We start from the raw sequence: 22979 nt of genomic DNA, 5'->3' as shown, positions 1-22979 counted from the left end.
TATGAATACAATTTTATTGATTCCTACAGGCGAAGGGGTTGGCCTAACCTCTGCCTGCTTAGGTATGATTTACGCACTTGATTGCAACGGGATTAAAGCTGGCTTTTTAAAACCATTTTCTCAAGAAGACCAAGAGCATCTTGACCGAACAACTTCATTATTTGGTCATTTATTTCAAAGTAAAACCGTTCAATCTATTTCGCATGAAAAATTAACTCAGCTTATTGCCGCTGGGGAAGTAGATGAATTACTTGAAGAAGCGGTTAGCCTTCATCGTAGTGTGGCAGCAGACCATGATGTCATTATTGTGGAAGGCTTATTACCAAACGGACAAGACCATTTTGCCAGTGAGCTCAACGCAAGTCTTGCACAAGCACTTGATGCAGAAGTCGTGCTGGTCAGCACAGCAGATATTCAAAACCCGAAAAAAGCAGCAGAAAAAGTAGATGCTCATTTACGTCAGTTTGGTGGTGCAACATCAAATCGTACTGCTGGCGTACTGTTTATGCGTACCCGTGGATTAACCGAAGAAACAGCTCAAATTCCTGTTGCGTTTGATCCATCGTTACGACCAACTGAAGAAATCGCGAAATTTACAAGTGAGCTGCAAAAATATAATCGTTATTTTGGCTCTAGTGATTTACCAATCATTGGTTTAGTCCCATTTAGTAACACGCTAAGCGTACCTAGAACACTTGATATTGCAAATGTCATTGATGGGCAATGGGTACATCAAGGTGAAGCTAAAACACGTCGTATTTTGCATTCAAGTTTAATTGCTTCAAGCATTGAATATGAACTGAATAAGTTTATTGCAGGCGAATTAATTATTAGCGCATCTGAGCGTACCGACGTTTTACTTGCAAGTAGCTTAGCAACCAGCAACGGTATACCTCTGGCAGGTTTAGTCCTTACCGAAAGAGAAGCGCCAGCACCAGAGCTTTTAGAATTTTGTCAAAGTGCAATTAAACAAGGGTTACCGATTTTACATACCCGTTTAAACACACTTGAAACTGCACAGCGTTTATCTAATTTTGGTAATGAAATTCCAACAGATGATACTGAACGTGCTGAGCAAGTGACTCGATTTGTTTCAAGTCACATTGATGTCGAATGGCTTAAGCAGCACAGCAACAATGCCGCTACCCCTCGCCTGTCGCCATCGGCTTTCCGTCATGAACTGGTGCAAAAATCAATTGCAGCTAAAAAACGGATTGTACTACCTGAAGGTGATGAACCGCGCACCATTCAAGCTGCGGCAATTTGTCAGGCACGTGGTATTGCTGACTGTATTTTGTTAGCTAAACCAGATGCTGTGCACGATGTTGCAAAAGCACGCGGTATTGAATTACCTGCCGAATTGGCAATTGTCGACCCCGATAGTATTCGTGATCAATACGTTGCACCAATGGTTGAGCTACGTAAAGGTAAACTCAACGAGCTTCAAGCGAAAGAACAACTTCAAGATACCGTAGTGCTTGGCACCATGATGTTAGCCTTAGATCAAGTCGACGGTTTAGTTTCAGGGGCGATACACACTACGGCAAATACGGTTCGCCCAGCATTCCAGCTCATCAAAACAGCCCCTGAATATTCATTGGTTTCATCAATATTCTTTATGCTTTTACCAGATGAAGTCTATGTATATGGCGACTGTGCGATTAATCCAGACCCGACAGCAGAGCAACTTGCTGAAATTGCAATTCAGTCTGCTGACTCAGCGAAAGCTTTTGGAATTGACCCGCGTATTGCCATGATCAGCTACTCAACTGGTACTTCCGGAACAGGCGCTGATGTTGAAAAAGTACAGCAAGCAACTCAAATTGCGCAGCAACGTCGCCCGGACTTACTGATTGATGGTCCACTTCAATACGATGCAGCTTCAGTTGAAAGCGTAGGACGTCAAAAGGCACCAGACTCACGCGTTGCTGGCCGCGCAAATGTATTTATTTTCCCAGACTTAAATACAGGCAACACAACTTATAAGGCGGTACAACGTGCTGCAAATGTAGTCAGTGTAGGTCCAATGCTGCAAGGCCTCAACAAACCAGTAAATGACTTGTCTCGCGGCGCATTGGTAGATGACATCGTCTTTACCATTGCGTTAACGGCAATTCAGGCAGAACAGCAAGCCGCCGCCAAATAATTAATATAATTAACCTTTACTACCTCTCGCCATTTGATGTCCGCTCAAATGGCTTTTTTTTATTTTAGTCATTCAAAAATAAATAATTTTCCGATCTATCTCTTTTAAATCACATCAATATGTTCTTATGCGACTTTCGGTCAAAAGATCAACCAATCTCCCACAACACTGTCTTTTTGTCATATAATTTAGCCCGCTAGCTAACAGCCCGCTCAAGAGATTTTCTGGTATGACAACGATTATCAAACAAGATGACTTGATTACATCGATCAAGGACGCCCTACAGTTTATTTCGTACTATCACCCGCAAGACTTTATCCAAGCGATGAGCCGTGCTTATGATCGCGAAGAAAACAAAGCCGCAAAGGATGCAATTGCACAGATTCTAATTAACTCTCGCATGTGTGCGGAAGGTCATCGTCCAATTTGCCAAGATACTGGTATTGTTAACGTTTTCCTTGAAGTGGGCTTAGATGTTAAATTTGATTTAACGATGAGCTTAGACGATGCAGTAAATGAAGGTGTTCGCCAAGGTTACCTTGAAAACAGTAACGTTCTTCGTGCATCTGTACTTGCTGACCCTGCATTTGGTCGTAAAAACACAAAAGATAATACCCCTGCTGTAATTCACTACAAACTCGTTCCGGGTAATAAAGTAGATATTACTGTTGCTGCTAAAGGTGGCGGTTCAGAAAACAAATCTAAACTTGCGATGCTTAACCCATCTGACTCGATTGTTGACTGGGTACTTAAAACCGTTCCAACTATGGGTGCAGGCTGGTGTCCTCCTGGTATGCTCGGTATTGGTATTGGTGGTACTGCTGAAAAAGCCATGATGCTTGCTAAAGAAGCACTCATGGAAGAAATCAATATGGACGAATTACTTCGCCGTGGACCAGAGAACAAAATCGAAGAGCTTCGTATCGAAATCTTTGAAAAAGTAAACGCACTTGGTATTGGTGCTCAAGGCCTAGGCGGTTTAACGACTGTTCTTGATATTAAGATTAAAGATTACCCATGTCATGCTGCTGGTAAACCAGTAGGTATGATTCCTAACTGTGCTGCTACTCGTCATGCTCACTTCCAGCTTGATGGTACAGGTGTAGCTCATATTCAAGCACCAAAACTTGAAGATTATCCATCTGTAACTTGGGACTCTTCACAATCTAAACGCGTAAACCTTGATACCATTACACAAGAAGAAATGGACTCTTGGAAACCGGGTGATACATTACTTCTTAGCGGAACAATGTACACAGGTCGTGATGCTGCGCACAAACGTATGGTTGAAATGATCGACAACGGTGAAGAATTACCAGTTGATCTTAAAGGTAAATTTATTTACTACGTTGGCCCTGTTGATCCAGTGGGTGATGAAGTCGTTGGTCCTGCTGGTCCTACAACTGCAACACGTATGGATAAATTCACACGTAAAGTACTCGAGCATACTGGTCTATTCGGTATGATTGGTAAAGCTGATCGTGGTCCTACAGCAATTGAAGCAATCAAAGACAACAAAGCAACTTACTTAATGGCAGTTGGTGGTGCAGCTTACCTCGTATCTAAAGCTGTTCGTGAAGCTGAAGTTGTTGCGTTTGCAGACTTAGGTATGGAAGCCATCTACAAATTCGTAGTTGAAGATATGCCTGTTTCTGTTGCAGTTGATGTAAACGGTACTTCAATTCACGCAGTAGCTCCAAAAATCTGGCAAGCGAAAATTGGAAAAATTCCAGTAGTCGATGCAGCAGCTGGCTAATCAAGAAAAGCACCGAATTCGGTGCTTTTTTTATGCATTCTTTTTTTATTTTAAAATCTGAAAAGAATTGTAACAATTAGTTTGTCAATCTGTGCTATTAATGAAAGCACCCTCTCGCCAAATATTGAATATAGGTCATTTCATGACTATTCGCCCTATTCTTAAAAATCTCTCAATCAGCCTTTGTCTAAGCTGTATTACCACAAGCTTGTTTGCCTCTCCTGCCAAGTTAAGTTCAGTTAAAGAACTCATGCAAATGAGCCAAATTGATTACCTGCTTAAAGAATCAATTGATGAATTAACGCCTTACTATGATCAACAGGCAGAACAGATCGTTAGCAATATCACGGGTATCAAAACTTTAGGTCCAAAAGAAAAAGAGGCCGCGAAGAAGTTAGGTTCTCTCTTAAAAGATTCGAGCAATCAGCTCATTAGCAACCCAAAAACCACCCAAGCCTTACAGGATATTTACCTAAAGACTTATACTGAAGAGGAAATTCAGGCTAATCTGAAATTTTTAAAAACCCCAGAAGGCCAATCAATTACACGCAAGAACGTACAGATTATGGGACAAATTTCAGAATATATGATGGAGTTGGGACAGCAAACGTTTAATGACCCTAAAGCACGAGATCATATGCAAGAAGAAATGCTTAAAATTCTTGCACCATTAATGAAAGATAAAGAAAAGTCTTAACTTTTCTTTATCTTTTGCAGCTCATTACCAAGTTAAAGGATTCCATAATTTAAATGGTTTAATCAGATGTACATCTGATTTCTCATCATATTTGGCTGGCTTTAATTCTTGTGGTTTATGACGGACCTTTCCTGAAGTATCTTCAGCAACAAAGTTGTAGCTAGAAGATTTAAGCTCGGTAAATGCTATCTCTCTACGTCCAATATTGTCTTGCATTAACATAAATGGACCAGTATGTTCACTTCGGTCCATTTTATTTTCTTCATCATATTTCAAATAATAAGACGTTCCTGCCTCAACAGTAATATCAATATATTTTGGTTCTTGAAAATGGATACCAAGTAAAGGGCGACTTGCTGAAAGACGATACGTTCCTGCTGGTAACTCAATCCAGTAATAATGATTATGTAATAGACTCGGAATGCGCTTACCATTCACAAAGAGATTAATCGCTGCAATTTCTTGACGATTCCATTTTGTGTCCGGTCGATATAAATAAACTACAGCAGCCTGTTCATTTTGTGGTTTGATTGGAGCAAAAGTCTGACCCAATTTTTGGTTGACCCACCCTCCCACGGTAAAGCCGCCTAAATGATATTGATCTAATAAACCAGGTTCTTTTTCAACATCAACTTTAGGTAGAGTCGCGGTCAATTCACTCGGATTTTTTTCTAAATGAGATGAACTTTGACAGCCCACAAATAGTCCAGCACAGCACAAAGATACGATTAAATAACGCATGGCATCCCTCAAAGCGTTTTGTTTTTGATTTATTTTTTACACCGCAAAACTATGCGTATTTTGTATTTTAAGATTAACACTACCCATATAAATTGAAAACAAAAAAAGCATGAATCACTAACGCGATTCATGCTTTTTAGATGAATGAAATCTATGCAGACTTCGAATCAATAACCTTTAAATCTGCCTTAGCAACACTTTCATGCGTTGCAGCTTCTTTAGGTTGGCGTTCAGCCTGATAAACAGGTTCTGCTTCACCATTAATAACTGCTTCATTGATAATGACTGTTCCAACATCTGTACGACTTGGTAAATCATACATAGTTTCAAGCAGTACGTTTTCCATAATAGAACGCAGACCACGCGCACCCGTATTACGTTCAAGCGCTTTTTTAGCAACAGCACGCAATGCAGAGTCTTCAAAGATCAGATCAACATTTTCCATAGTGAAAAGATATTGATACTGGCGAGTTAATGCATTTTTTGGCTCAGTCAAAATTTGCATTAAAGCTTCTTCATCTAGCTCTTCAAGTGTCGCAATCACTGGTAAACGGCCAATGAATTCTGGAATCAAACCAAATTTCACTAAGTCAGTTGGCTCAACCTGACGGAACAATTCAGCAAGCTTTTTGGTTTCATCTTTGTTTTTAACATCAGCTGTAAAACCAATACCGCCTTTCTCTTGACGCTGTTGTACAATTTTCTCCAAACCAGAAAATGCACCACCACAAATAAATAAGATATTTGAGGTGTCAATTTGGATAAACTCTTGCTGTGGATGCTTACGACCACCTTGAGGCGGAATCGAAGCAACTGTACCTTCAATCATTTTTAATAATGCTTGTTGTACACCTTCACCAGATACATCACGCGTAATTGATGGATTTTCAGATTTACGAGTAATCTTATCAATCTCATCAATATAGATAATGCCCTTCTGAGCCTTCTCTACATCGTAGTCTGCTTTTTGCAAAAGCTTTTGCACAATATTTTCAACATCCTCACCCACATAACCAGCTTCGGTTAATGTTGTTGCATCTGCCATCGCAAATGGAACATCTAAAAGGCGAGCTAATGTTTGCGCAAGTAAAGTTTTACCTGAGCCAGTAGGTCCAATCAGTAAGATATTACTTTTAGCAATTTCTACTTCTTTAGACACATGGCCATTATGACCAACTTTTAAGCGTTTATAATGGTTATAAACCGCAACAGATAATGTCTTTTTGGCAAGATCTTGACCAATAACATATTGATCAAGCGCAGCACGTATTTCATGTGGTTTTGGCAATGCCTTACTCGCCCAGTCACCTGCTTCAACCTGTTGGCTGGTTTGTACAAGGTCTAAGCAGACATCCACACATTCATTACAAATATATGCGTCCTCACCTGCAATCAGTTTCCCGACTTCAGACTGCGTTTTACCGCAAAATGAACAATGTTTTTGTCCTTGAGGATGTTCGGACATATTCACTCCACAAATAGAATCTTAAATATTAGGGCAAGATGCACTGCATAAATAACTAAATGGAGATCTTTTTCAACATCTCAAGTTATTTATATAAGAAGGTCCTTATGGACGCTTACTTAACACCTGATCAACCAGACCATATTCTTTAGCAGCTTGGGCTGTCATAAAGTTATCACGGTCAGTATCACGAGCAACGGTTTCATAGTCTTGACCACTATGCTCTGCCATTAAGCGGTTCAAGCGCTCTTTAATAAAGAGAATTTCACGCGCATGGATTTCAATATCCGATGCTTGACCACGGAAACCACCCAATGGTTGATGAATCATGACACGGGCATTTTCCAAACAATAGCGTTTGCCTTTAGCACCCGCATTTAATAAGAATGCACCCATTGAAGCAGCTTGACCCATACAATATGTCACAACATCAGGCTTAATAAACTGCATCGTGTCATAAATGGCCATACCCGCTGTCACAGATCCACCTGGAGAGTTAATATAAAGGTGGATATCTTTATCAGGATTTTCAGCTTCTAAAAACAACATTTGGGCAACAATCAGATTTGCCATGTTATCTTCAACTTCACCTGTCAAAAAAATGACGCGCTCACGTAAAAGTCGTGAATAAATATCAAAAGAACGTTCGCCGCGAGAAGATTGTTCAACCACAACAGGAACTAAAGCATTTTCAATTGTTGGAACATACATACGTTATTTATTCCTAAATTTTTTGTGACTTAACCTATGGCAACAATATGCGGGATAATTTCTCAAATTGCAAAAGGTTCGCACTGAAATATTATATTATTTATACCTAAGTACTTAATGCCGCACTCAAATTGACCACATAATGAAAAACAAAAAAGGCGCCTTCGGCGCCTTTTTCTGACTTCTTAAAAGATTAGCCCATACGGCGAGCTTGTTGTTCTTTCAATAAGTCATCATAAGATACAGCTTTGTCAGTCACTTTAGCACCAGCTAGGATGTGATCAACAACTTGATCTTCTAATACAACTGCTTCGATTTGAGCACGTTGTTGAGCATCATTTTTGAAGTATTCAATCACTTCAGTTGGATCTTCGTAAGAAGAAGCCATGTCGTCAATGTAAGCATCAACGCGAGCTTGATCAACTTCAAGTTTAGCATCAGCTAAAACTTTGCTTACCAATACGCCAAGCTTAACAGAACGTTCTGCTTGTTCTTTGAACAATTCGTCAGGAAGCATGCTCTTGTCAAAAGATTGCGCGCCTGCACCACCAAATTGTTGAGTGAACTGTTGAACCATTTGTTGACGTTGACGGTCAATTTCTTGAGCAACCATTGCAGTTGGAACTTCAACTTCATTCGCAGCAACAAGAGCATCAAAAGCAGCTTGTTTAACTTGGTTACGTAAACCATTGCGAACTTCACGTTCCATATTCTTACGAACGTCAGCTTTTAACTTCTCAACGCCTTCCTCTTCAGTTACACCGAAGATTTTTAAGAATTCAGCATCAATTTCTGGAAGTTTAGATTTTTCAACTTGCTTCACAGTGATTTTGAACTGAGCTGCTTTACCAGCCAAGTTTTCAGCTTGGTAATCTTCAGGGAAAGTAACGTCAATTACTTTCTCTTCACCAGCTTTCATGCCAATGATGCCATCTTCGAAGCCAGGGATCATACGACCTGAACCTAACACAAGTTTAAAGTCTTCAGCAGAACCGCCTTCAAACTTCTCACCATCGATAGTGCCTTCAAAGTCAAAAGTCACTTGCATGTCTTTTTTCGCCATACCCTTGGTTACAGCCCAAGTTTGACGTTGTTTTTGCAAGTTTTCGATCATAGCGTCAACGTCAGCGTCTTTGATTTCAGCTGATTTACGTTCAACTTCTAAGCCGTCAAATGCTTTTACTTCAACTTCTGGATAAACTTCTACAGTTGCTTCAAAAACTAAAGCGTCTTCTTTATGTTCAACTTTCTCAATGTTCGGCATACCTACCGCATTGATTTTTTCTTGTTGAATTGCTTCAAAAACGCTATCACGAATGATGTCATTTACAACTTCTTGATAAATGCTTGCACCGTATTCGCGACGAACAACGTTTTCAGGTACTTTACCTGGACGGAAGCCGTTGATCTTCACAGTTTTGGCAGTGCGCTTCAAACGAGCTTCAAATTGCTCGTTAATACGGCTCGTCGGTACAGACACATTTAAACGACGGGCAACGCCCGAAACCGCTTCAGTCGTTACTTGCATGGCTTCCTCGATAAAAATTAGTTAGTAGGAACAGTTTTTAAAAAAGTGCTGTATTATATGACAACTTTCAAGATATACAAAATTAACCGATCACTTGATGTAAGTGAAGGACATTATTCTAGTAAATTTCACAGTAATTTTATGATTCTTTAAATATTTTTCATAAGTACTTAAGTAAAACTAATTTTTTAGTTATTCTTTATAAATCTAAAATTACAATTAAACTTTGAATTTAATCGCTTTAACAAACAATTACCAATAATCAGTAGATTAGCTACACAAAAGTACAATTTACCATTCAATTATTCATTTTCTCTTCATAATTCAATTGGCAAATCCAATTAACACAAACTGTACATATAAATAAGAATTATTATTATTCGCATAACCTTTTAGTTTTAGAGTCCTGAAGTTATGTCTTTGATTAGAACACGTAAAAAAATTGTTTCTTCTGCAATAGCTTCATCGCTATCAATGATTGCAACAACAGCCATCGCGCAAGAAGCAGTTTCACAATTACCAACAATTCATGCTAAAGCGACTCAAGAAGAATCTTTAAAAGTAGATCAGTCTGCAAACTCTAAATTCGTAGTTCCTCTCAAAGACACACCAAAATCAGTCTCTATCCTTTCTCAAAAATTAATTAAAGATACAAACTCTAATACCCTACTCGAAGCGTTACGCTATGAACCTGGTATTACGTTAGGTGCTGGTGAAGGTGGTACCCCGTTTACAGATATGCCTTACATTCGTGGTTATAGCGGTCAATCTTCTATTTATGTTGATGGTGTTCGTAATACAACGTCTCAAAATCGCGATATGTTTGCCATTGAACAAGTAGAAGTCATCAAAGGCTCTTCTTCTGCTCTTGGTGGTGGTGGTAGCGTTGGCGGAAGTATTAACTTAATTCCTAAAGTTGCTCATGAAGGTGACGTTTATCAAGGCAGTATCCAAGGCGGTACTGATAACTATCGTCATATCCAACTTGATGCCAACAAAGACTTTGGAAATGGCATTGCTGGTCGTGTAGTTATCATGGGTCACGAAAATGAAAAAGCTGGTCAAAGTAATGGTGCAGAATATGCCCGTGCCGGTATTGCCTCAAGTCTTGCATTTGGCTTAGATACTGCAACTCACGGAACACTGAGCTACTACTATTTACGTAGTAATGATGAACCTGATGCAGGTATTCCATTTAATAATGCAAACCCAACCAAACCTCCAGTTGGGGTTACTGTAACTCCTGGTGACGGCAAGCCTGTTGACGTAAAAGCTGGAACCTACTATGGCTGGAAAGCGCGTGATTTCGACAAACGTGAAAACCACATTGGTACGTTTAAGTTGGAACATGATTTTAATGAAAATCTTACCTTGTCTAATATAGCAACCTACAACAAATCTAAATCTGATTATGTTTATACGAATGCTGATGACTCTAAGGGTAACATTTACAGAGGCACAATCGCTCGCCGTGCGTTAAGCCGTATCTTAGATAGCGATGCTTATAGCGATCAGCTTTCTTTAAGAGGTAAATTCAACACAGGTAGCTTAAAGCATTCTTTTAATGTTGGTACCGAGTGGAGCTTCCAAGAAACTGACCAAGGTGTACATACTTTTACTAATGCTGCTGGTGAAACCACATCGACCATTTTAGACAGCAATATTCAAAACTGTACTTCAGCTGCTGCTGTGGCAAATGGCTGGTGTACGAGTTTAAATAATCCTGGAAATGGTGCCTTCACAGATAAGCGTGGATCTATCACAGCACAATCGACCACTCGTAGTCATAATGTAGGCGTGTATGCTTTAGATAGTATCGAATTTAATCCACAATGGTTACTTAACCTAGGCGTTCGTTGGGATAAATTTGAAACTGAGAAAAAATATAATAAGGACGTAAGTGGACGTACTCCTCATAAAGCTGGTGATAAATTAGAAAGCGATACAGATTACTTCTCTTACCAAGCTGGTTTAGTTTTTAAACCAACAGAAGATGGTAGTATTTATTTAAGCTATGCTACGTCAGCAAACCCAGTAGGCGTGCTTGCTGAGGGTGACACAGGTTCAGATTCTATTAGCGACTCAGGTACTGCAAGTGCGAGTGCAAATGCTCTCAAGCCAGAAGAAGCACGTACTTTCGAGTTAGGTACAAAATGGGACTTATTTAATAACCGTGCGAACTTAACAGCAGCATTTTTCCGTACTGAAAAGCAAAATACACGTATCCAAATTGACCCTACTACGACTGCCAATGCAGGTAAAAGTAAAGTTGATGGATTTGAAATTAGTCTGAACGGAAAAATTACCGATAAGTGGGATGTTTCTACAGGCTATAGCTATTTAGATAGTGAAATTACCGAAGCTGCCTATAATGCAGTTGCTCAAGAAGGTAAACCTCTCCCATTTGTAGCGAAAAACAGTGCTACCCTATGGTCTACTTACCGAGTAATGCCTCAATTGACTCTAGGTGCTGGTGTTGAATATCGCGATCAAGTTTTTGTGAACACAACTGCTCCGAAATATCTGCCAACCTATACCATTTACAATGCTATGGCTAAATATGATGTTAATAAGAATGTGAATTTGCAGCTTAATATCAACAATATCTCTGATAAGCGCTATTTTACTAGTGCGCATGCAGCTCACTACGCGTTTGAAGGTAATGGCCGTAATGCTGTCTTAGCGATTAACTTTAAGTACTAAAGTTAAATTCCATAATTTATTTATGGAATTAATTAAAGTTCATATAAAATAGCCTCGTCATGAGGCTATTTTTACAAATGAAGTATCTATTTAAAAGGTGTTTGCCGTGATTCATCATATCCCCAATGTTTTAAGCAAAGAGCAAGTTGCCGAGTTTCGTAAGCTCATGGAAGACGCCAATTGGGTAGGTGGAAAAGTGACTGCCGGCACCTTGTCTGCTTCAGTGAAAAGAAATCAGCAACTTTCAGAACAGGACCCGCTTACTCATCATTTAAGTGATCTCGTCATCAAAGAAATTTGGCAAAATCCAGTATTTCAGGCTGCAGCCCTACCCCACAAAATTATTCCACCGCTTTTTAATCGTTATGATGAACATGAAAGCTTTGGTTTCCATGTAGATAACTCAATTCGCCTTATTCGTGGAACTTCAGAGCAGCTCCGCACTGATTTATCTTGTACATTATTTTTAAGTGAACCCGATGAATATGAAGGTGGTGACCTAGTGATTGAAGACACTTATGGTTATCACGAAGTTAAATTACCAGCAGGTGATGTCGTGCTCTACCCGTCTACTAGTCTGCACGAAGTCAGTAGCATTACCTCAGGTACTCGTTTTGCTTCTTTTTTCTGGGTACAAAGTTTGGTCCGTGACGATAGTAAACGCCACCTTTTATTTAATCTTGATGAGAGCATTCGAGAACTACGTAAATCACACGGTGATAACTACTCAGAAGTCATGAAGCTGACCAACATTTATCATAATTTAATCCGTATGTGGTCAGAACTGTAACTATATTTATTTTTGCCTTTTTAAGACCAGATAATCTTTTTTACCTTAATAAGGCAAAAATATGAAAATTATTTCCCACAAAAAACAAAACAGCGCAAAATTAGAAAATTATTTTCTAAACAACTTAACTAAAATTATGATAAGAATTTCGCACAAGGTGTAATCATTGTTTAGATGTGATATATCTAAATAACAAGATTACCTGCAAACCACCAAACTTATTATTTCACGGTCTAGAGATGAAAACGAATTACTTGTTTGCCCAGCCTACTCAAGCAAGACATCATCTGCAACTCCTGATGCTGCGCCAAGCGCGCGTATAAAAATTTTGTCTGCTTTTTAAAGCAACACTTTGAAATTACCTTTAATTTTTCTGAATTAGATACCATATATTAAGTAGAGACGTTGCCTTTTAAATATATCCAGAGCAACCGCGCTACGAGACAAGGAGTTTTCTCATGATGTTGGCTGACCCTAGCAAAAAATACCGCCGTATGTACCAGCGTGTGGATTTACCAGATCGCCAATGGCCAAATAAAGAAATTACAAAAGCGCCAATCTGGATGAGTACAGATTTACGTGACGGTAACCAAGCAATTTTTGAACCAATGAACATGGAACAAAAATTCAAAATGTTCAAAATGCTTGTGAAAATTGGTTTTAAGCATATTGAAATCGGTTTCCCTTCAGCATCTCAAATTGATTTCGATTTTACTCGCATGTTAATCGAAGAAAATCATATTCCTGATGACGTATACATTGAGGTTTTGGTTCAAGCACGTGACCATTTAATTGAACGTACTTTTGAATCTTTGGCAGGTGCTAAACGAGCGATTGTACATATTTATAACTCGAACTCTCCAACCTTCCGTCAAAAGGTGTTGAATGTAGATGTTGATGGCGCAAAACAATTAGCAATTAATGCTGCTCAAAAAGTTAAAGAGTATGCGGCTCAATATCCTCAAACTGACTGGATTTTCCAATACAGTCCAGAATGTTTCTCTGCAACTGAATTAGAAGTCGCTAAAGATGTCTGTGATGCCGTCACAGAAATCTGGGATGCACGTCCAGATCATAAAGTGATTTTAAACTTGCCAGCGACTGTAGAAGTTTCTACACCAAATGTTTATGCAGACCAAATTGAATGGATGCATCGTAATTTGGCACGTCGTGATGGCGTAATCATTTCTGTTCACTGCCACAATGACCGCGGCTGTGGTATTGCTGCATCAGAACTTGCCATTATGGCGGGTGCTGACCGTGTTGAAGGCTGTGTGTTTGGTAATGGTGAACGTACAGGTAACGTTGACGTTGCAGCAATTGCATTGAACATGTATACCCAAGGTGTAGCACCTGAGTTAGATTTCTCTAACATTAATGAAGTGATTGCAACGGTTGAAGAATGTACTGGCTTACCGGTACACCCACGTCATCCATATGCAGGTGACTTGGTATTTACTGCATTCTCCGGTTCACATCAGGATGCGATCAAAAAAGGTTTCGAATACCAGAAAAATGAAGAAATCTGGGATATGCCTTATTTACCAATCGATCCAAAAGATTTGGGCCGCGACTACGATGCTGTAATTCGTGTAAACAGTCAGTCTGGTAAAGGTGGTATTGCTTATTTATTAGAATCAAACTACAACGTTGTGTTGCCACGTCGTTTGCAAATCGAATTCAGCCAAGTTGTTCAGCAATATGCTGATGAGAACGGTACTGAAATTAATGCCAAAGAAATCTGGACCTTATTTAAAGACACTTATGTTGATGTGAAAAACCATCATTACACAGTTAAAAACTACAAATTATCTGACATTAACGGTACTCAGATTATCGAACTTGATGTGGATGTCGAAGGTGAAACTCAACAACTTCGCGGTGAAGGTAACGGGCCAATCTCTGCGTTCTTAAATGCTCTTCAATTACCAATTGACGTATTGAACTATGAAGAACGTAGTATTAGTTCTGGTGCAAATGCGAAAGCATTAACCTTAATTGAGCTTCAAGTAAAAGGTACTGGTAAAGGTTCGTTTGGTGCCGGTGTTCATGACAACACAGTCACCTCATCCATTGAAGCAATTATTGCGTGTACCAACCGTTTGATTGATCAAGGTGTTTTAAGTACAGATCAGGTTGTTGCCGCCGCTGTTTAATTAAAAAAAAGACTTTGGAAAGGATACCTAGCTTGGTATCCTTTCTTTTTATTCCTGAAAGATTTAAAAGGCGAAATGTTCCCGTGTCTTTTCCAGCTGATTCAGTGGGGTTAGTCACTCCGCAAAAGTTCCAATTTGAAGAACCATTACACCTTGAATGTGATCGTGTTTTGCCACGTTTTGAACTAATGGTCGAAACTTACGGCACTTTAAATGCTGATAAATCAAATGCAATTTTAATCTGTCATGCTCTTTCCGGACATCATCATGCAGCGGGTTATCACCACGAAGATGATAAAAAAGCTGGATGGTGGGATAGTTGTATTGGCCCGGGTAAGGCAATTGATACGAATAAGTTTTTTGTAGTTTCGCTAAATAATATTGGTGGCTGTAATGGCTCAACTGGCCCGACCTCACCAAACCCTGAAAATGACAATCGCCCATATGGACCTGATTTTCCATTAGTAACGGTACGTGACTGGGTCAAAACACAAGCCATGCTTTCGGACCGTCTAGGTGTAGATGTCTGGTATGCAGTGGTTGGTGGATCATTAGGAGGCATGCAAGCACTACAATGGTCTGTAGACTACCCTGACCGCCTGCAAAAATGTGTGATTATTGCCAGTGCACCAAAGCTTTCAGCACAGAATATTGCATTTAATGAGGTTGCTCGTCAGTCAATCTTGTCTGATCCAGATTTCCATCATGGCCGTTATTTAGAAAATGATAGTTACCCGAAACGTGGACTAATTCTGGCTCGCATGGTAGGTCATATCACCTATCTTTCAGAAGAAGCCATGAAACAAAAATTTGGCCGTGATTTAAAATCTGGCAAATTTATGTACGGTTTTGATGTCGAGTTTCAGGTCGAAAGCTATCTACGTTATCAAGGTGAACAGTTCAGCCGTAACTTTGATGCCAATACCTATCTCATCATGACTAAAGCTTTAGATTACTTTGACCCATCACGTGAGTACGGTCATTCTTTAACTGAAGCAATGGGCAAAACTAAATGCCAGTTCCTTATTGTCTCGTTCACAACTGACTGGCGTTTTGCACCAAGCCGCTCACAAGAAATTGTAGATGCGCTTATTACCAATCATAAGCCTGTAAGTTACCTTGATATTGATGCTGAACAAGGTCATGACTCGTTCTTATTTCCTATTCCACTGTATGTCAAAACCATGCGCGCTTTCTTAGGCGGTGAAGAACACTTAAAATCGACATCACTGGAGGCAAGCTAATGCGTATTGATCAACAACTAGCAGAAAAGTGGATTAAACCCGGCTCAAGCGTACTCGATTTAGGGTGTGGTGACGGTGAATTACTCGCTCATATGAGTCAAAAGCATCAAATTCGTGCTTATGGTTTAGAAATTGATCAAGAAAAGATTGCAATTGCCGTCAGTCGCGGGTTAAATATTATTCAACAAGATTTGAATCTCGGCTTAAGCCGCTTTGCAGACCAGTCCTTTGACTATGTGGTTATGGCACAAGCTTTGCAAGCCGTAGATGCACCCGATGTTTTATTAAGAGACATGGTGCGTGTGGGTAAACAGGCAATTATTACATTTCCAAACTTTGCACATTGGAAGACTCGCTCTTTTCTTGCATTAAAAGGAATGATGCCTGTATCGGATGCTCTACCATATATGTGGTATAACACCCCCAACATTCATTTATGTACATTTAAAGATTTCGAAGCACTATGTGCTGAAAATCAGATACAAATTATTAATCGACTCGCCGTCAATGGAAATCAGCAGGGAAGCCTGTTAAGCAAACATGTTCCAAATTTGTTTGGTGAAGTCGCTATTTATCGAGTGAGTGCACTATGAAAAAGACATTATTTAGCACACTATTTGCAGGACTGCTAAGTATGCAGGCTCATGCAGATTATATCGCCCAGCCACAATCGGTTGCGAGTCAGGCCGCACGCTTTTCAACAATGGGGATTAACGATCTTCAGAAAGCGGCAAAAGCTGGTCAAGCAGGCGCACAGTTTTACCTTGGTACCCATTACCAATATGGTAAAGATGTAGCAAAAGACGAGAAACAAGCTTTCGCATGGTTTAAAGCAGCAGCCGATCAAGGTTTATCACCAGCACAATTAAACGTAGGCCGCATGTATGCCGACGGTATTGGCGTTAAAAAAGATGAGTCTATGGCTCGTAAATATTTTGAAAAAGCAGCAAGCAATGGTGATAATCGTGCAAGCTATAACCTTGCGATGATGGAAGAGCAAAAGAAAAACTACGTTGGTGCTTACCAATGGTATGAGCTTTCAACTCGTGATGGCATGCTCGACAATAAAGTGATTAGCCTATCTGAAGGTAAGAAAACTGCTCTAGCCGCGAACTTAACCCAAGAACAAATCCGTACAGCTCGTGACCGTGCGGACAAATGGATTCAAGCACAATAATAACGGTTCATCCGTAAAAAACCTTACTCGACTAAAGCCACCTTGTATGCTCTACAAGGTGGCTTTAGTTTAGGTTATCCCATTTTATATTCTATTTGTTTTTCTCTATATCCTCTTCCAAAAAACACGTAACATAACTGCTGTTCGATATTAGCTATAAAGTTTGGTTTTATTATGTCTACCCCACATTGGTTTGATCAGGGCAGTTTAGTTCTTGCCAGCAATAACAAAGGTAAAGTCGCAGAGTTTGAAAAACTTTTTGAACAGCTTAAGTTACCAGTAGAAATTATTCCTCAAGGTCGCCTTAATATTCCTGATGCAATTGAAGATGGTTTAAGCTTTATTGAAAATGCCATTATTAAAGCTCGTCATGCCTCTAAAATTTCAGGTAAACCTGCTATGGCTGACGACTCTGGTATTTGTGTACCAGTCTTAGGCGGCGCACCTGGTATTTACTCAGCACGCTATGCTGGAGAGCATGGTGACGATGCAGCTAACAATGCAAAATTATTAAATGATCTTATGCCATACCGTAAAAATGGTGAAGCGATTGAAGGCATGTTTGTATGTGTACTTGCTTTAGTCACTCACGCTGAAGATCCGTTACCACAAATTTTCCAAGGCATCTGGCACGGCGAAATTTTAGAAGCGCCACGTGGAGAAAATGGCTTTGGTTATGACCCACTGTTCTGGTTGCCTGAGCTACAAGTTTCTAGCGCTGAATTGTCTAAAGAAGACAAAAACAAGATTAGCCATCGTGGGCAAGCGATGCGGTTATTTAAAGAGAGCTTGCAGAAGTAAAACTTTATATCAGTTTTAGTTTAACGTTAAAGCCATTTGCTATCGTGCTAGGCGACATGGATGTCGCCTGTCGAACTGCGACATCAAGGATGTGTCGTCAGTTCGACAAATGGTTTTGTTACTTTTGACGAAACAAAAGTAAATATTGCCTACATACACAAAATAAGCATATAACCACGATTCAAAGGCCGTCGGGTTTAACCATCTTTCTTAGAAATAAAAATGCAAAAAAACAGCATAAATCGCAATACACACACAACTCACAATCGTCCCCGAAGCAATATAAGCCGCAGATCTACCAGTTCCTTGATAATGTGTTTCTAGCGCTACAATATTCGCTGCTGGTGGCAGACAGAACATTAAAAACATCACTCCAATTTGCTGGCTGATATTTGGAATGGGTAAAAATCTATAAGTTAAGCCACAGAGAATAAATCCGCACACTACTTTAAATGCTTGAGCTTTAGTACTGTAAATTAAGTCTTTCAAATGCACTCGAGTACGGCGTAGCCACATTCCTAGCACGCACATACCAGCAAATGTCATGACAAACTTGGCAACTTCATATACCCAATGTATAGCAGGATGCTCGATATGTTGAGCACCTAATGACCTAAGTAAAAGTGCACAAAATATTGAAATACATGGTGGAGAAGTTAAAACCTTTTTTAATATGTTGAGCTTACTTTGTGGTGCAGTGGTGACTGCCGTAACAGCCCATGCATTTCCAAAAAGAGACATACCAATATATAAAGCCACAATAGGAGCCGTAGCATCAGGGCCAAATAAAGCCATAGCAAAAGGAAAACCAAGCCACCCCATGTTGGTATAACTCACGCATAGCGCTAATAATCTGTCTTTAAATAGAGCTAAATAGGCAAAGAAAATAAGAAATGCTGAACCGAAGCTAAACAGCATCAAACTCAAACTACCTGGCTGATAAAATACCATGTTGTAAATAATCACAATCGGAATCAGGAGTCGTGCAAGCCAAGCTGAGAGAATAGGTTTTATAGTTTCTGCAATCGAAGTCTGAGCAAGTAGAAGTCCTGTGATAAATGCCAATACAGGCAGTAGTAGCGCCACGCTCTCTCCTCTTGCTCATTAAAATCAGCTTGCTATGCTACACCTTTTCAAAATGCAATGTACTCTCCATTTCAAGTAATTTAAGTGACTCTTTTCAAACTATGTATAAATAAAAAAAAGGAGATATGCAGTTTATAAAATTAACTTTTTAGATTTTGGCAGCCATTCATTGTCTTAAAAATGACATATAAATGTCACATTCCTGTCATGGCAACCTGTTGATATAAAGCAAACTGAAAAGAGGTATAAGATCATGGCCGGTTTATCTATTTGGCATGTCGTTATTTTTGCAATTGTCGTTATTTTATTATTCGGTACGTCGAAATTAAAAAATATCGGTAAAGACGTAGGCGGTGCAGTAAAAGACTTTAAAAAATCAGTCCGTGAAGAAGATGAGACTACTGCTCTTAATACTCCACGTACAATTGATGCCCAAGTCAAAACACCTGACAGCACATCAGTAAAAAGCTAAAGGTTTTCGACCATGCTTGATGTAGGAATGACAGAGCTACTCTGTTTTGCAATTATTGCAATTTTAGTTTTAGGCCCGGATAAACTTCCAGAAGCTGCACGCTTTGCTGGTCGTTGGTATGTTCGCCTAAAACGTTATATTACAAATTTGCAAAATGAGATTGATCAAGAGTTGCGTCTTTCTGAGTTTCGAAAAGAAATGCAAGAAGAACTCAACCGCATTGAAGCACTAGAACGTAAAGTACAACAACAGCTTGAAGAAATTCAAAAGCAGAATATTTCTGAAAATATAGATAAGGCTGAGGCAATCAAATCAGTGCCCCAACCTATTCGGATATGTCTTCCTATATCTGGCCATTATAAAGTCCCATACATTAGAAAATTTATGCCTTTAGCATCATCAACTGATATTTCAGAGACATCACCTGTTAAATTGAAGATTGCCGTATGAACCAACTGCCTTCAACCACTGTAAATAATCAGGAAAATTTAGACCAAATGCCAATCATGAGCCATTTGGTCGTTTTACGACGTCATTTATTTAGGATTGTCGGAGTAACCTTATTTTTATTTTTTTGCTTATTACCTTTTAGAAATAATACTTACCAATTACTATCTGAACCTTTGAGGCTGCAACTTCCGACCTCCTCGTCAATGATTGCAACCGATGTCACTGCAACATTCATGGCGCCTTTTAAACTCAATTTATTTGTCGCACTTGTGCTGGCAATGCCATTTATTCTTTATGAAATATGGTCATTTGTTCGTCCAGCGCTCTATCAAAAAGAACGTCATTTAGCACTGCCATTACTCATCGGTAGTATTGTCTTATTTTATGCGGGCGTTGCTTTTGCATATTACATTACCCTTCCGGCAATTTTACATTTCTTTATTAGTGTATCGCCTGAAACTGTTGCACCGATGACGGATATTAATAGCTACTTAAGCTTTTGCTTAAAGCTATTTTTAGTTTTTGGACTGACTTTTGAAATTCCAATCGCGACGCTTCTACTGATTTTAATCGGTGTGGTAAATACAAAAAGCCTTGCTGAAAAAAGACGTTTTATCATTGTTGGATGCTTTTTTGTAGCGATGTTTATTACACCACCAGATGCAATTTCAATGGTAATGTTAGCAATTCCAATGTGGTTGCTTTTCGAACTTGGTCTACTCTTTGGTAAAATTCTTGAGAAAAGAAAAGCCCATCCTGCTGAATAAAATAGTTTTTAAGAAAAAGCCTGAACCTCCAAGTTCAGGCTTTTTTATGTAGAACACTTTTTAATCTACAAAGCAATAAACTGTCTTCAAAGTGACTTAAAAATGTAAGAAAAGTGTCATTTTCAGTCCATAGAATCAACTCAACAAATATACCCACAAAATTTACGGATTTCTTATGACAACTGCTTCTACTCAACCAACGCGTCGCGAAATTTTAAAATGGTTTTCGGGGATTCCTTTTCTACCATTAGGAGCGATGGCTACGGCAGCAACGTTAGCAGGTTGTAATGATAGTGATGACAGTTCAGCAATCACTCCAACACCACAACCAAGCAAATTTAAAAATGCAAAATTCACAGCAATGCCAGCGCCAACAACTGCAGCAGATCGCGCAACTACTTTAGTGAATTCTAAATTAAAAATTGATTGGGAAAATTCAACCAGTACTGAATACCAACTCGCTTATAAACCCTTCTTTAAAACAGGTGATAGCGTACCAAAGCACGGTGGTGGAACAATTATCGCTGGTGGTTATTTTGATGTTAATGGCAATCCAATTATGGATAAATCAATTGCTGGCAAAGAACGTCAATTCTTTTCAGACTGTCCAGATGGTTCATCTCTAATTCAATTAGAAGGTGCGAAAGTTGAAGGCGTAGCAAACCCAGTGTTTCACGTTGTTCAATTTGAGTACAACTCAAAAGACCAAGCAGGTGGTGATACTTACGGTCAGTTACCTTCACCAATTGCAATTTTAACGTTGGATCAAGACCCAAAAACAGGTCACCTAGAACTTAAAAAATACTTCAACGTTGATACTGCACCAGTACACGGTTTATGGATTACTTGCGGTGCTAGCTTATCACCTTGGAACACTCACTTATCAAGTGAAGAATACGAACCAGATGCATTCAATCAAGGCATTGGCGGTACAGATCCAAAATATCTTGGTAAATACTTCTTTGGTGATGAAACTAAAGCAAACCCATATAACTACGGTCATTTGCCAGAAGTAACAGTTAACCTTGATGGTACGGGTAGTATTAAAAAGCACTATTGTTTAGGTCGTATTTCTCACGAACTTATCCATGTTATGCCAGACAACCGTACAGCGCTTATGGGAGATGACTACACCAACGGTGGTTTCTTCATGTTCGTTGCTGATAAAGAAAAAGATTTATCGGCAGGTACGCTCTATGTTGCTAAATACATTAATACCCTAACTGAGACCTCAACTGCTAGCATTCAATGGATCAAACTTGGCCATGCGACAAGTAAAGAAATTGAGGATTTAGTTGCTGGTGGGATCAAATCAACTGACATCATGGAAAGTTTAACAACCAATCCAAATGATGCCAGCTATACTGAAATCACTTTGGCAAAGAAACAGCTTTGGGTAAAACTTAAACCAGGTATGGAAAAAGCGGCCGCTTTCTTGGAAACACATCGTTATGCAGCACTAAAAGGTGCAAGTATGGCGTTCACCAAGATGGAAGGTACTAACGTAAATATTAAAGATAAAATTGCGTACTCTGCTTTAGCTAATATTCAAGATTCAATGGTCATTGGCGGTAAGGGTTATGTGGCTGGACATAATGTTGCGTTCTCTAAAAAAATTACTGCTGGTGGCGTGCTTGCACACAAATTAGGTAATAGCTTTACAGACAATGAGGGTAGCGCAATCAATAGTGAGTGGGTTCCACTTTACTCATATATGCTACTAATGGGTGAAGATCTTGCTACAGCAGATAAGTTAGGTAATACAGCGAACCCAGACAAAATTGCTAGCCCAGACAATCTGAAGTTCTCTGAAACTTTACGAACATTATTCATTGGTGAGGACTCAGGTAACCACGTGAATAACTTCTTATGGGCATACAATGTAGATACCAAAGAGTTAACACGTTTACTTTCTACACCAGCAGGTGCAGAGTCAACAGGTTTACATGCTGTAGATTCAATCAACGGTTGGACTTACATCATGAGCAACTTCCAGCACCCAGGCGATAGCAGCAGTGTACCTGATGATGTTAAGGCATTAATTAACCAAAATTACAATAATGGTTATAGTGCTAACGTCGGCTATATTACAGCCGACCCAATTGCCCCTTCAGTCACAACTAAATAATTTTTCATAACCTCTTTAAACATTAAAGCTGGCTAAGGTCAGCTTTAATGTTTTTACATTCAGCTTTTACTTTTGATGAAAATTAAATGAAAAATTACAGAACTTTTCATTAACTTATCATCAAAACGTCAACGCCTCGTCACATTCACAAACTAAGCTCA

19 protein-coding genes are annotated in these 22979 nt (G+C 39.3%); 14 read left to right on the top strand and 5 right to left on the bottom strand.

The window, feature by feature from the left end; genetic code table 11:
- Nucleotide 1: 1 nt before the first annotated feature.
- From pta to HJG58_RS01045, 3 genes are all read left to right on the top strand, one after another.
- A complete protein-coding gene (gene pta, locus HJG58_RS01055) occupies nt 2–2146 on the top strand; it encodes a phosphate acetyltransferase (RefSeq protein ID WP_170247636.1) in 2145 nt (714 codons plus the stop codon).
- Between the two features lie 229 nt (nt 2147–2375).
- Nucleotides 2376–3902 carry a fumarate hydratase gene (locus HJG58_RS01050; protein ID WP_002115045.1) on the top strand — a complete coding sequence of 509 codons (1527 nt, stop codon included), beginning with the start codon at nt 2376–2378 and terminating at the stop codon, nt 3900–3902.
- A 142-nt stretch (nt 3903–4044) separates the two neighbouring features.
- Nucleotides 4045–4599: a DUF2059 domain-containing protein gene (locus tag HJG58_RS01045; protein ID WP_033849457.1), complete on the top strand. Its 555-nt coding sequence runs from the start codon at nt 4045–4047 to the stop codon at nt 4597–4599.
- A gap of 24 nt (nt 4600–4623) precedes the next feature.
- Here HJG58_RS01045 and HJG58_RS01040 read toward each other — a convergent pair whose 3' ends face one another.
- From HJG58_RS01040 to tig, 4 genes are all read right to left on the bottom strand, one after another.
- Nucleotides 4624–5340 carry a DUF2846 domain-containing protein gene (locus tag HJG58_RS01040; protein WP_170247635.1) on the bottom strand — a complete coding sequence of 239 codons (717 nt, stop codon included), beginning with the start codon at nt 5338–5340 and terminating at the stop codon, nt 4624–4626.
- Between the two features lie 151 nt (nt 5341–5491).
- On the bottom strand, nt 5492–6805 hold the full coding sequence (gene clpX / locus HJG58_RS01035) for an ATP-dependent Clp protease ATP-binding subunit ClpX (protein ID WP_002114726.1): 1314 nt from the start codon (nt 6803–6805) through the stop codon (nt 5492–5494).
- Nucleotides 6806–6910: 105 nt separating this feature from the next.
- Nucleotides 6911–7516, bottom strand: coding sequence for an ATP-dependent Clp endopeptidase proteolytic subunit ClpP (gene clpP / locus HJG58_RS01030; RefSeq protein WP_002114870.1), 606 nt, complete (start codon nt 7514–7516; stop codon nt 6911–6913).
- A 193-nt stretch (nt 7517–7709) separates the two neighbouring features.
- Entirely contained in the window at nt 7710–9044 is a 1335-nt protein-coding gene (gene tig, locus HJG58_RS01025) for a trigger factor (protein WP_002114878.1), read from the bottom strand.
- Between the two features lie 414 nt (nt 9045–9458).
- Between tig and HJG58_RS01020 the strand changes: the two genes are divergently transcribed.
- From HJG58_RS01020 to rdgB, 7 genes are all read left to right on the top strand, one after another.
- Nucleotides 9459–11747, top strand: a complete 2289-nt coding sequence (locus HJG58_RS01020; protein WP_170247634.1) for a TonB-dependent receptor — start codon at nt 9459–9461, stop codon at nt 11745–11747.
- Nucleotides 11748–11853: 106 nt separating this feature from the next.
- A complete protein-coding gene (locus tag HJG58_RS01015) occupies nt 11854–12537 on the top strand; it encodes a Fe2+-dependent dioxygenase (RefSeq protein WP_309171548.1) in 684 nt (227 codons plus the stop codon).
- Between the two features lie 458 nt (nt 12538–12995).
- Nucleotides 12996–14693, top strand: a complete 1698-nt coding sequence (leuA, locus tag HJG58_RS01010) for a 2-isopropylmalate synthase (protein WP_046811427.1) — start codon at nt 12996–12998, stop codon at nt 14691–14693.
- Nucleotides 14694–14776: 83 nt separating this feature from the next.
- Nucleotides 14777–15937, top strand: a complete 1161-nt coding sequence (gene metX / locus HJG58_RS01005; RefSeq protein ID WP_002114709.1) for a homoserine O-succinyltransferase MetX — start codon at nt 14777–14779, stop codon at nt 15935–15937.
- The gene (metW, locus tag HJG58_RS01000) at nt 15937–16530 is read left to right on the top strand and encodes a methionine biosynthesis protein MetW (RefSeq protein ID WP_001217230.1); all 594 of its coding nucleotides are present in this window, start codon (nt 15937–15939) and stop codon (nt 16528–16530) included. The genes metX and metW overlap by 1 nt, the downstream gene beginning before the upstream one ends.
- Complete coding sequence (locus tag HJG58_RS00995; protein WP_017385717.1) at nt 16527–17114, top strand: tetratricopeptide repeat protein; 588 nt, start codon at nt 16527–16529, stop codon at nt 17112–17114. The genes metW and HJG58_RS00995 overlap by 4 nt, the downstream gene beginning before the upstream one ends.
- Before the next feature lie 174 nt (nt 17115–17288).
- Nucleotides 17289–17915, top strand: coding sequence for an RdgB/HAM1 family non-canonical purine NTP pyrophosphatase (gene rdgB / locus HJG58_RS00990; protein ID WP_170247632.1), 627 nt, complete (start codon nt 17289–17291; stop codon nt 17913–17915).
- Between the two features lie 210 nt (nt 17916–18125).
- Here the strand turns inward: rdgB and HJG58_RS00985 are convergent, their stop codons facing one another.
- Complete coding sequence (locus HJG58_RS00985; RefSeq protein ID WP_170247631.1) at nt 18126–19001, bottom strand: AEC family transporter; 876 nt, start codon at nt 18999–19001, stop codon at nt 18126–18128.
- Between the two features lie 253 nt (nt 19002–19254).
- Between HJG58_RS00985 and HJG58_RS00980 the strand changes: the two genes are divergently transcribed.
- The 4 genes from HJG58_RS00980 (at nt 19255) to HJG58_RS00965 (ending at nt 22818) form a co-directional block, all read left to right on the top strand.
- Nucleotides 19255–19473: a Sec-independent protein translocase subunit TatA gene (locus tag HJG58_RS00980; RefSeq protein ID WP_002114991.1), complete on the top strand. Its 219-nt coding sequence runs from the start codon at nt 19255–19257 to the stop codon at nt 19471–19473.
- Nucleotides 19474–19485: 12 nt separating this feature from the next.
- Nucleotides 19486–19923, top strand: a complete 438-nt coding sequence (gene tatB, locus HJG58_RS00975) for a Sec-independent protein translocase protein TatB (RefSeq protein ID WP_086265047.1) — start codon at nt 19486–19488, stop codon at nt 19921–19923.
- The gene (gene tatC / locus HJG58_RS00970; protein ID WP_032005632.1) at nt 19920–20690 is read left to right on the top strand and encodes a twin-arginine translocase subunit TatC; all 771 of its coding nucleotides are present in this window, start codon (nt 19920–19922) and stop codon (nt 20688–20690) included. Before tatB ends, tatC begins: the two co-directional genes overlap by 4 nt.
- Nucleotides 20691–20865: 175 nt before the next feature.
- Complete coding sequence (locus tag HJG58_RS00965) at nt 20866–22818, top strand: PhoX family protein (protein ID WP_170247630.1); 1953 nt, start codon at nt 20866–20868, stop codon at nt 22816–22818.
- Nucleotides 22819–22979: the final 161 nt, after the last annotated feature.

It is taken from the genome of Acinetobacter geminorum (assembly GCF_013009345.1).
In the GTDB taxonomy this organism is placed as follows: domain Bacteria; phylum Pseudomonadota; class Gammaproteobacteria; order Pseudomonadales; family Moraxellaceae; genus Acinetobacter; species Acinetobacter geminorum.
This window is presented reverse-complemented; position numbering and strand designations above follow the sequence as displayed.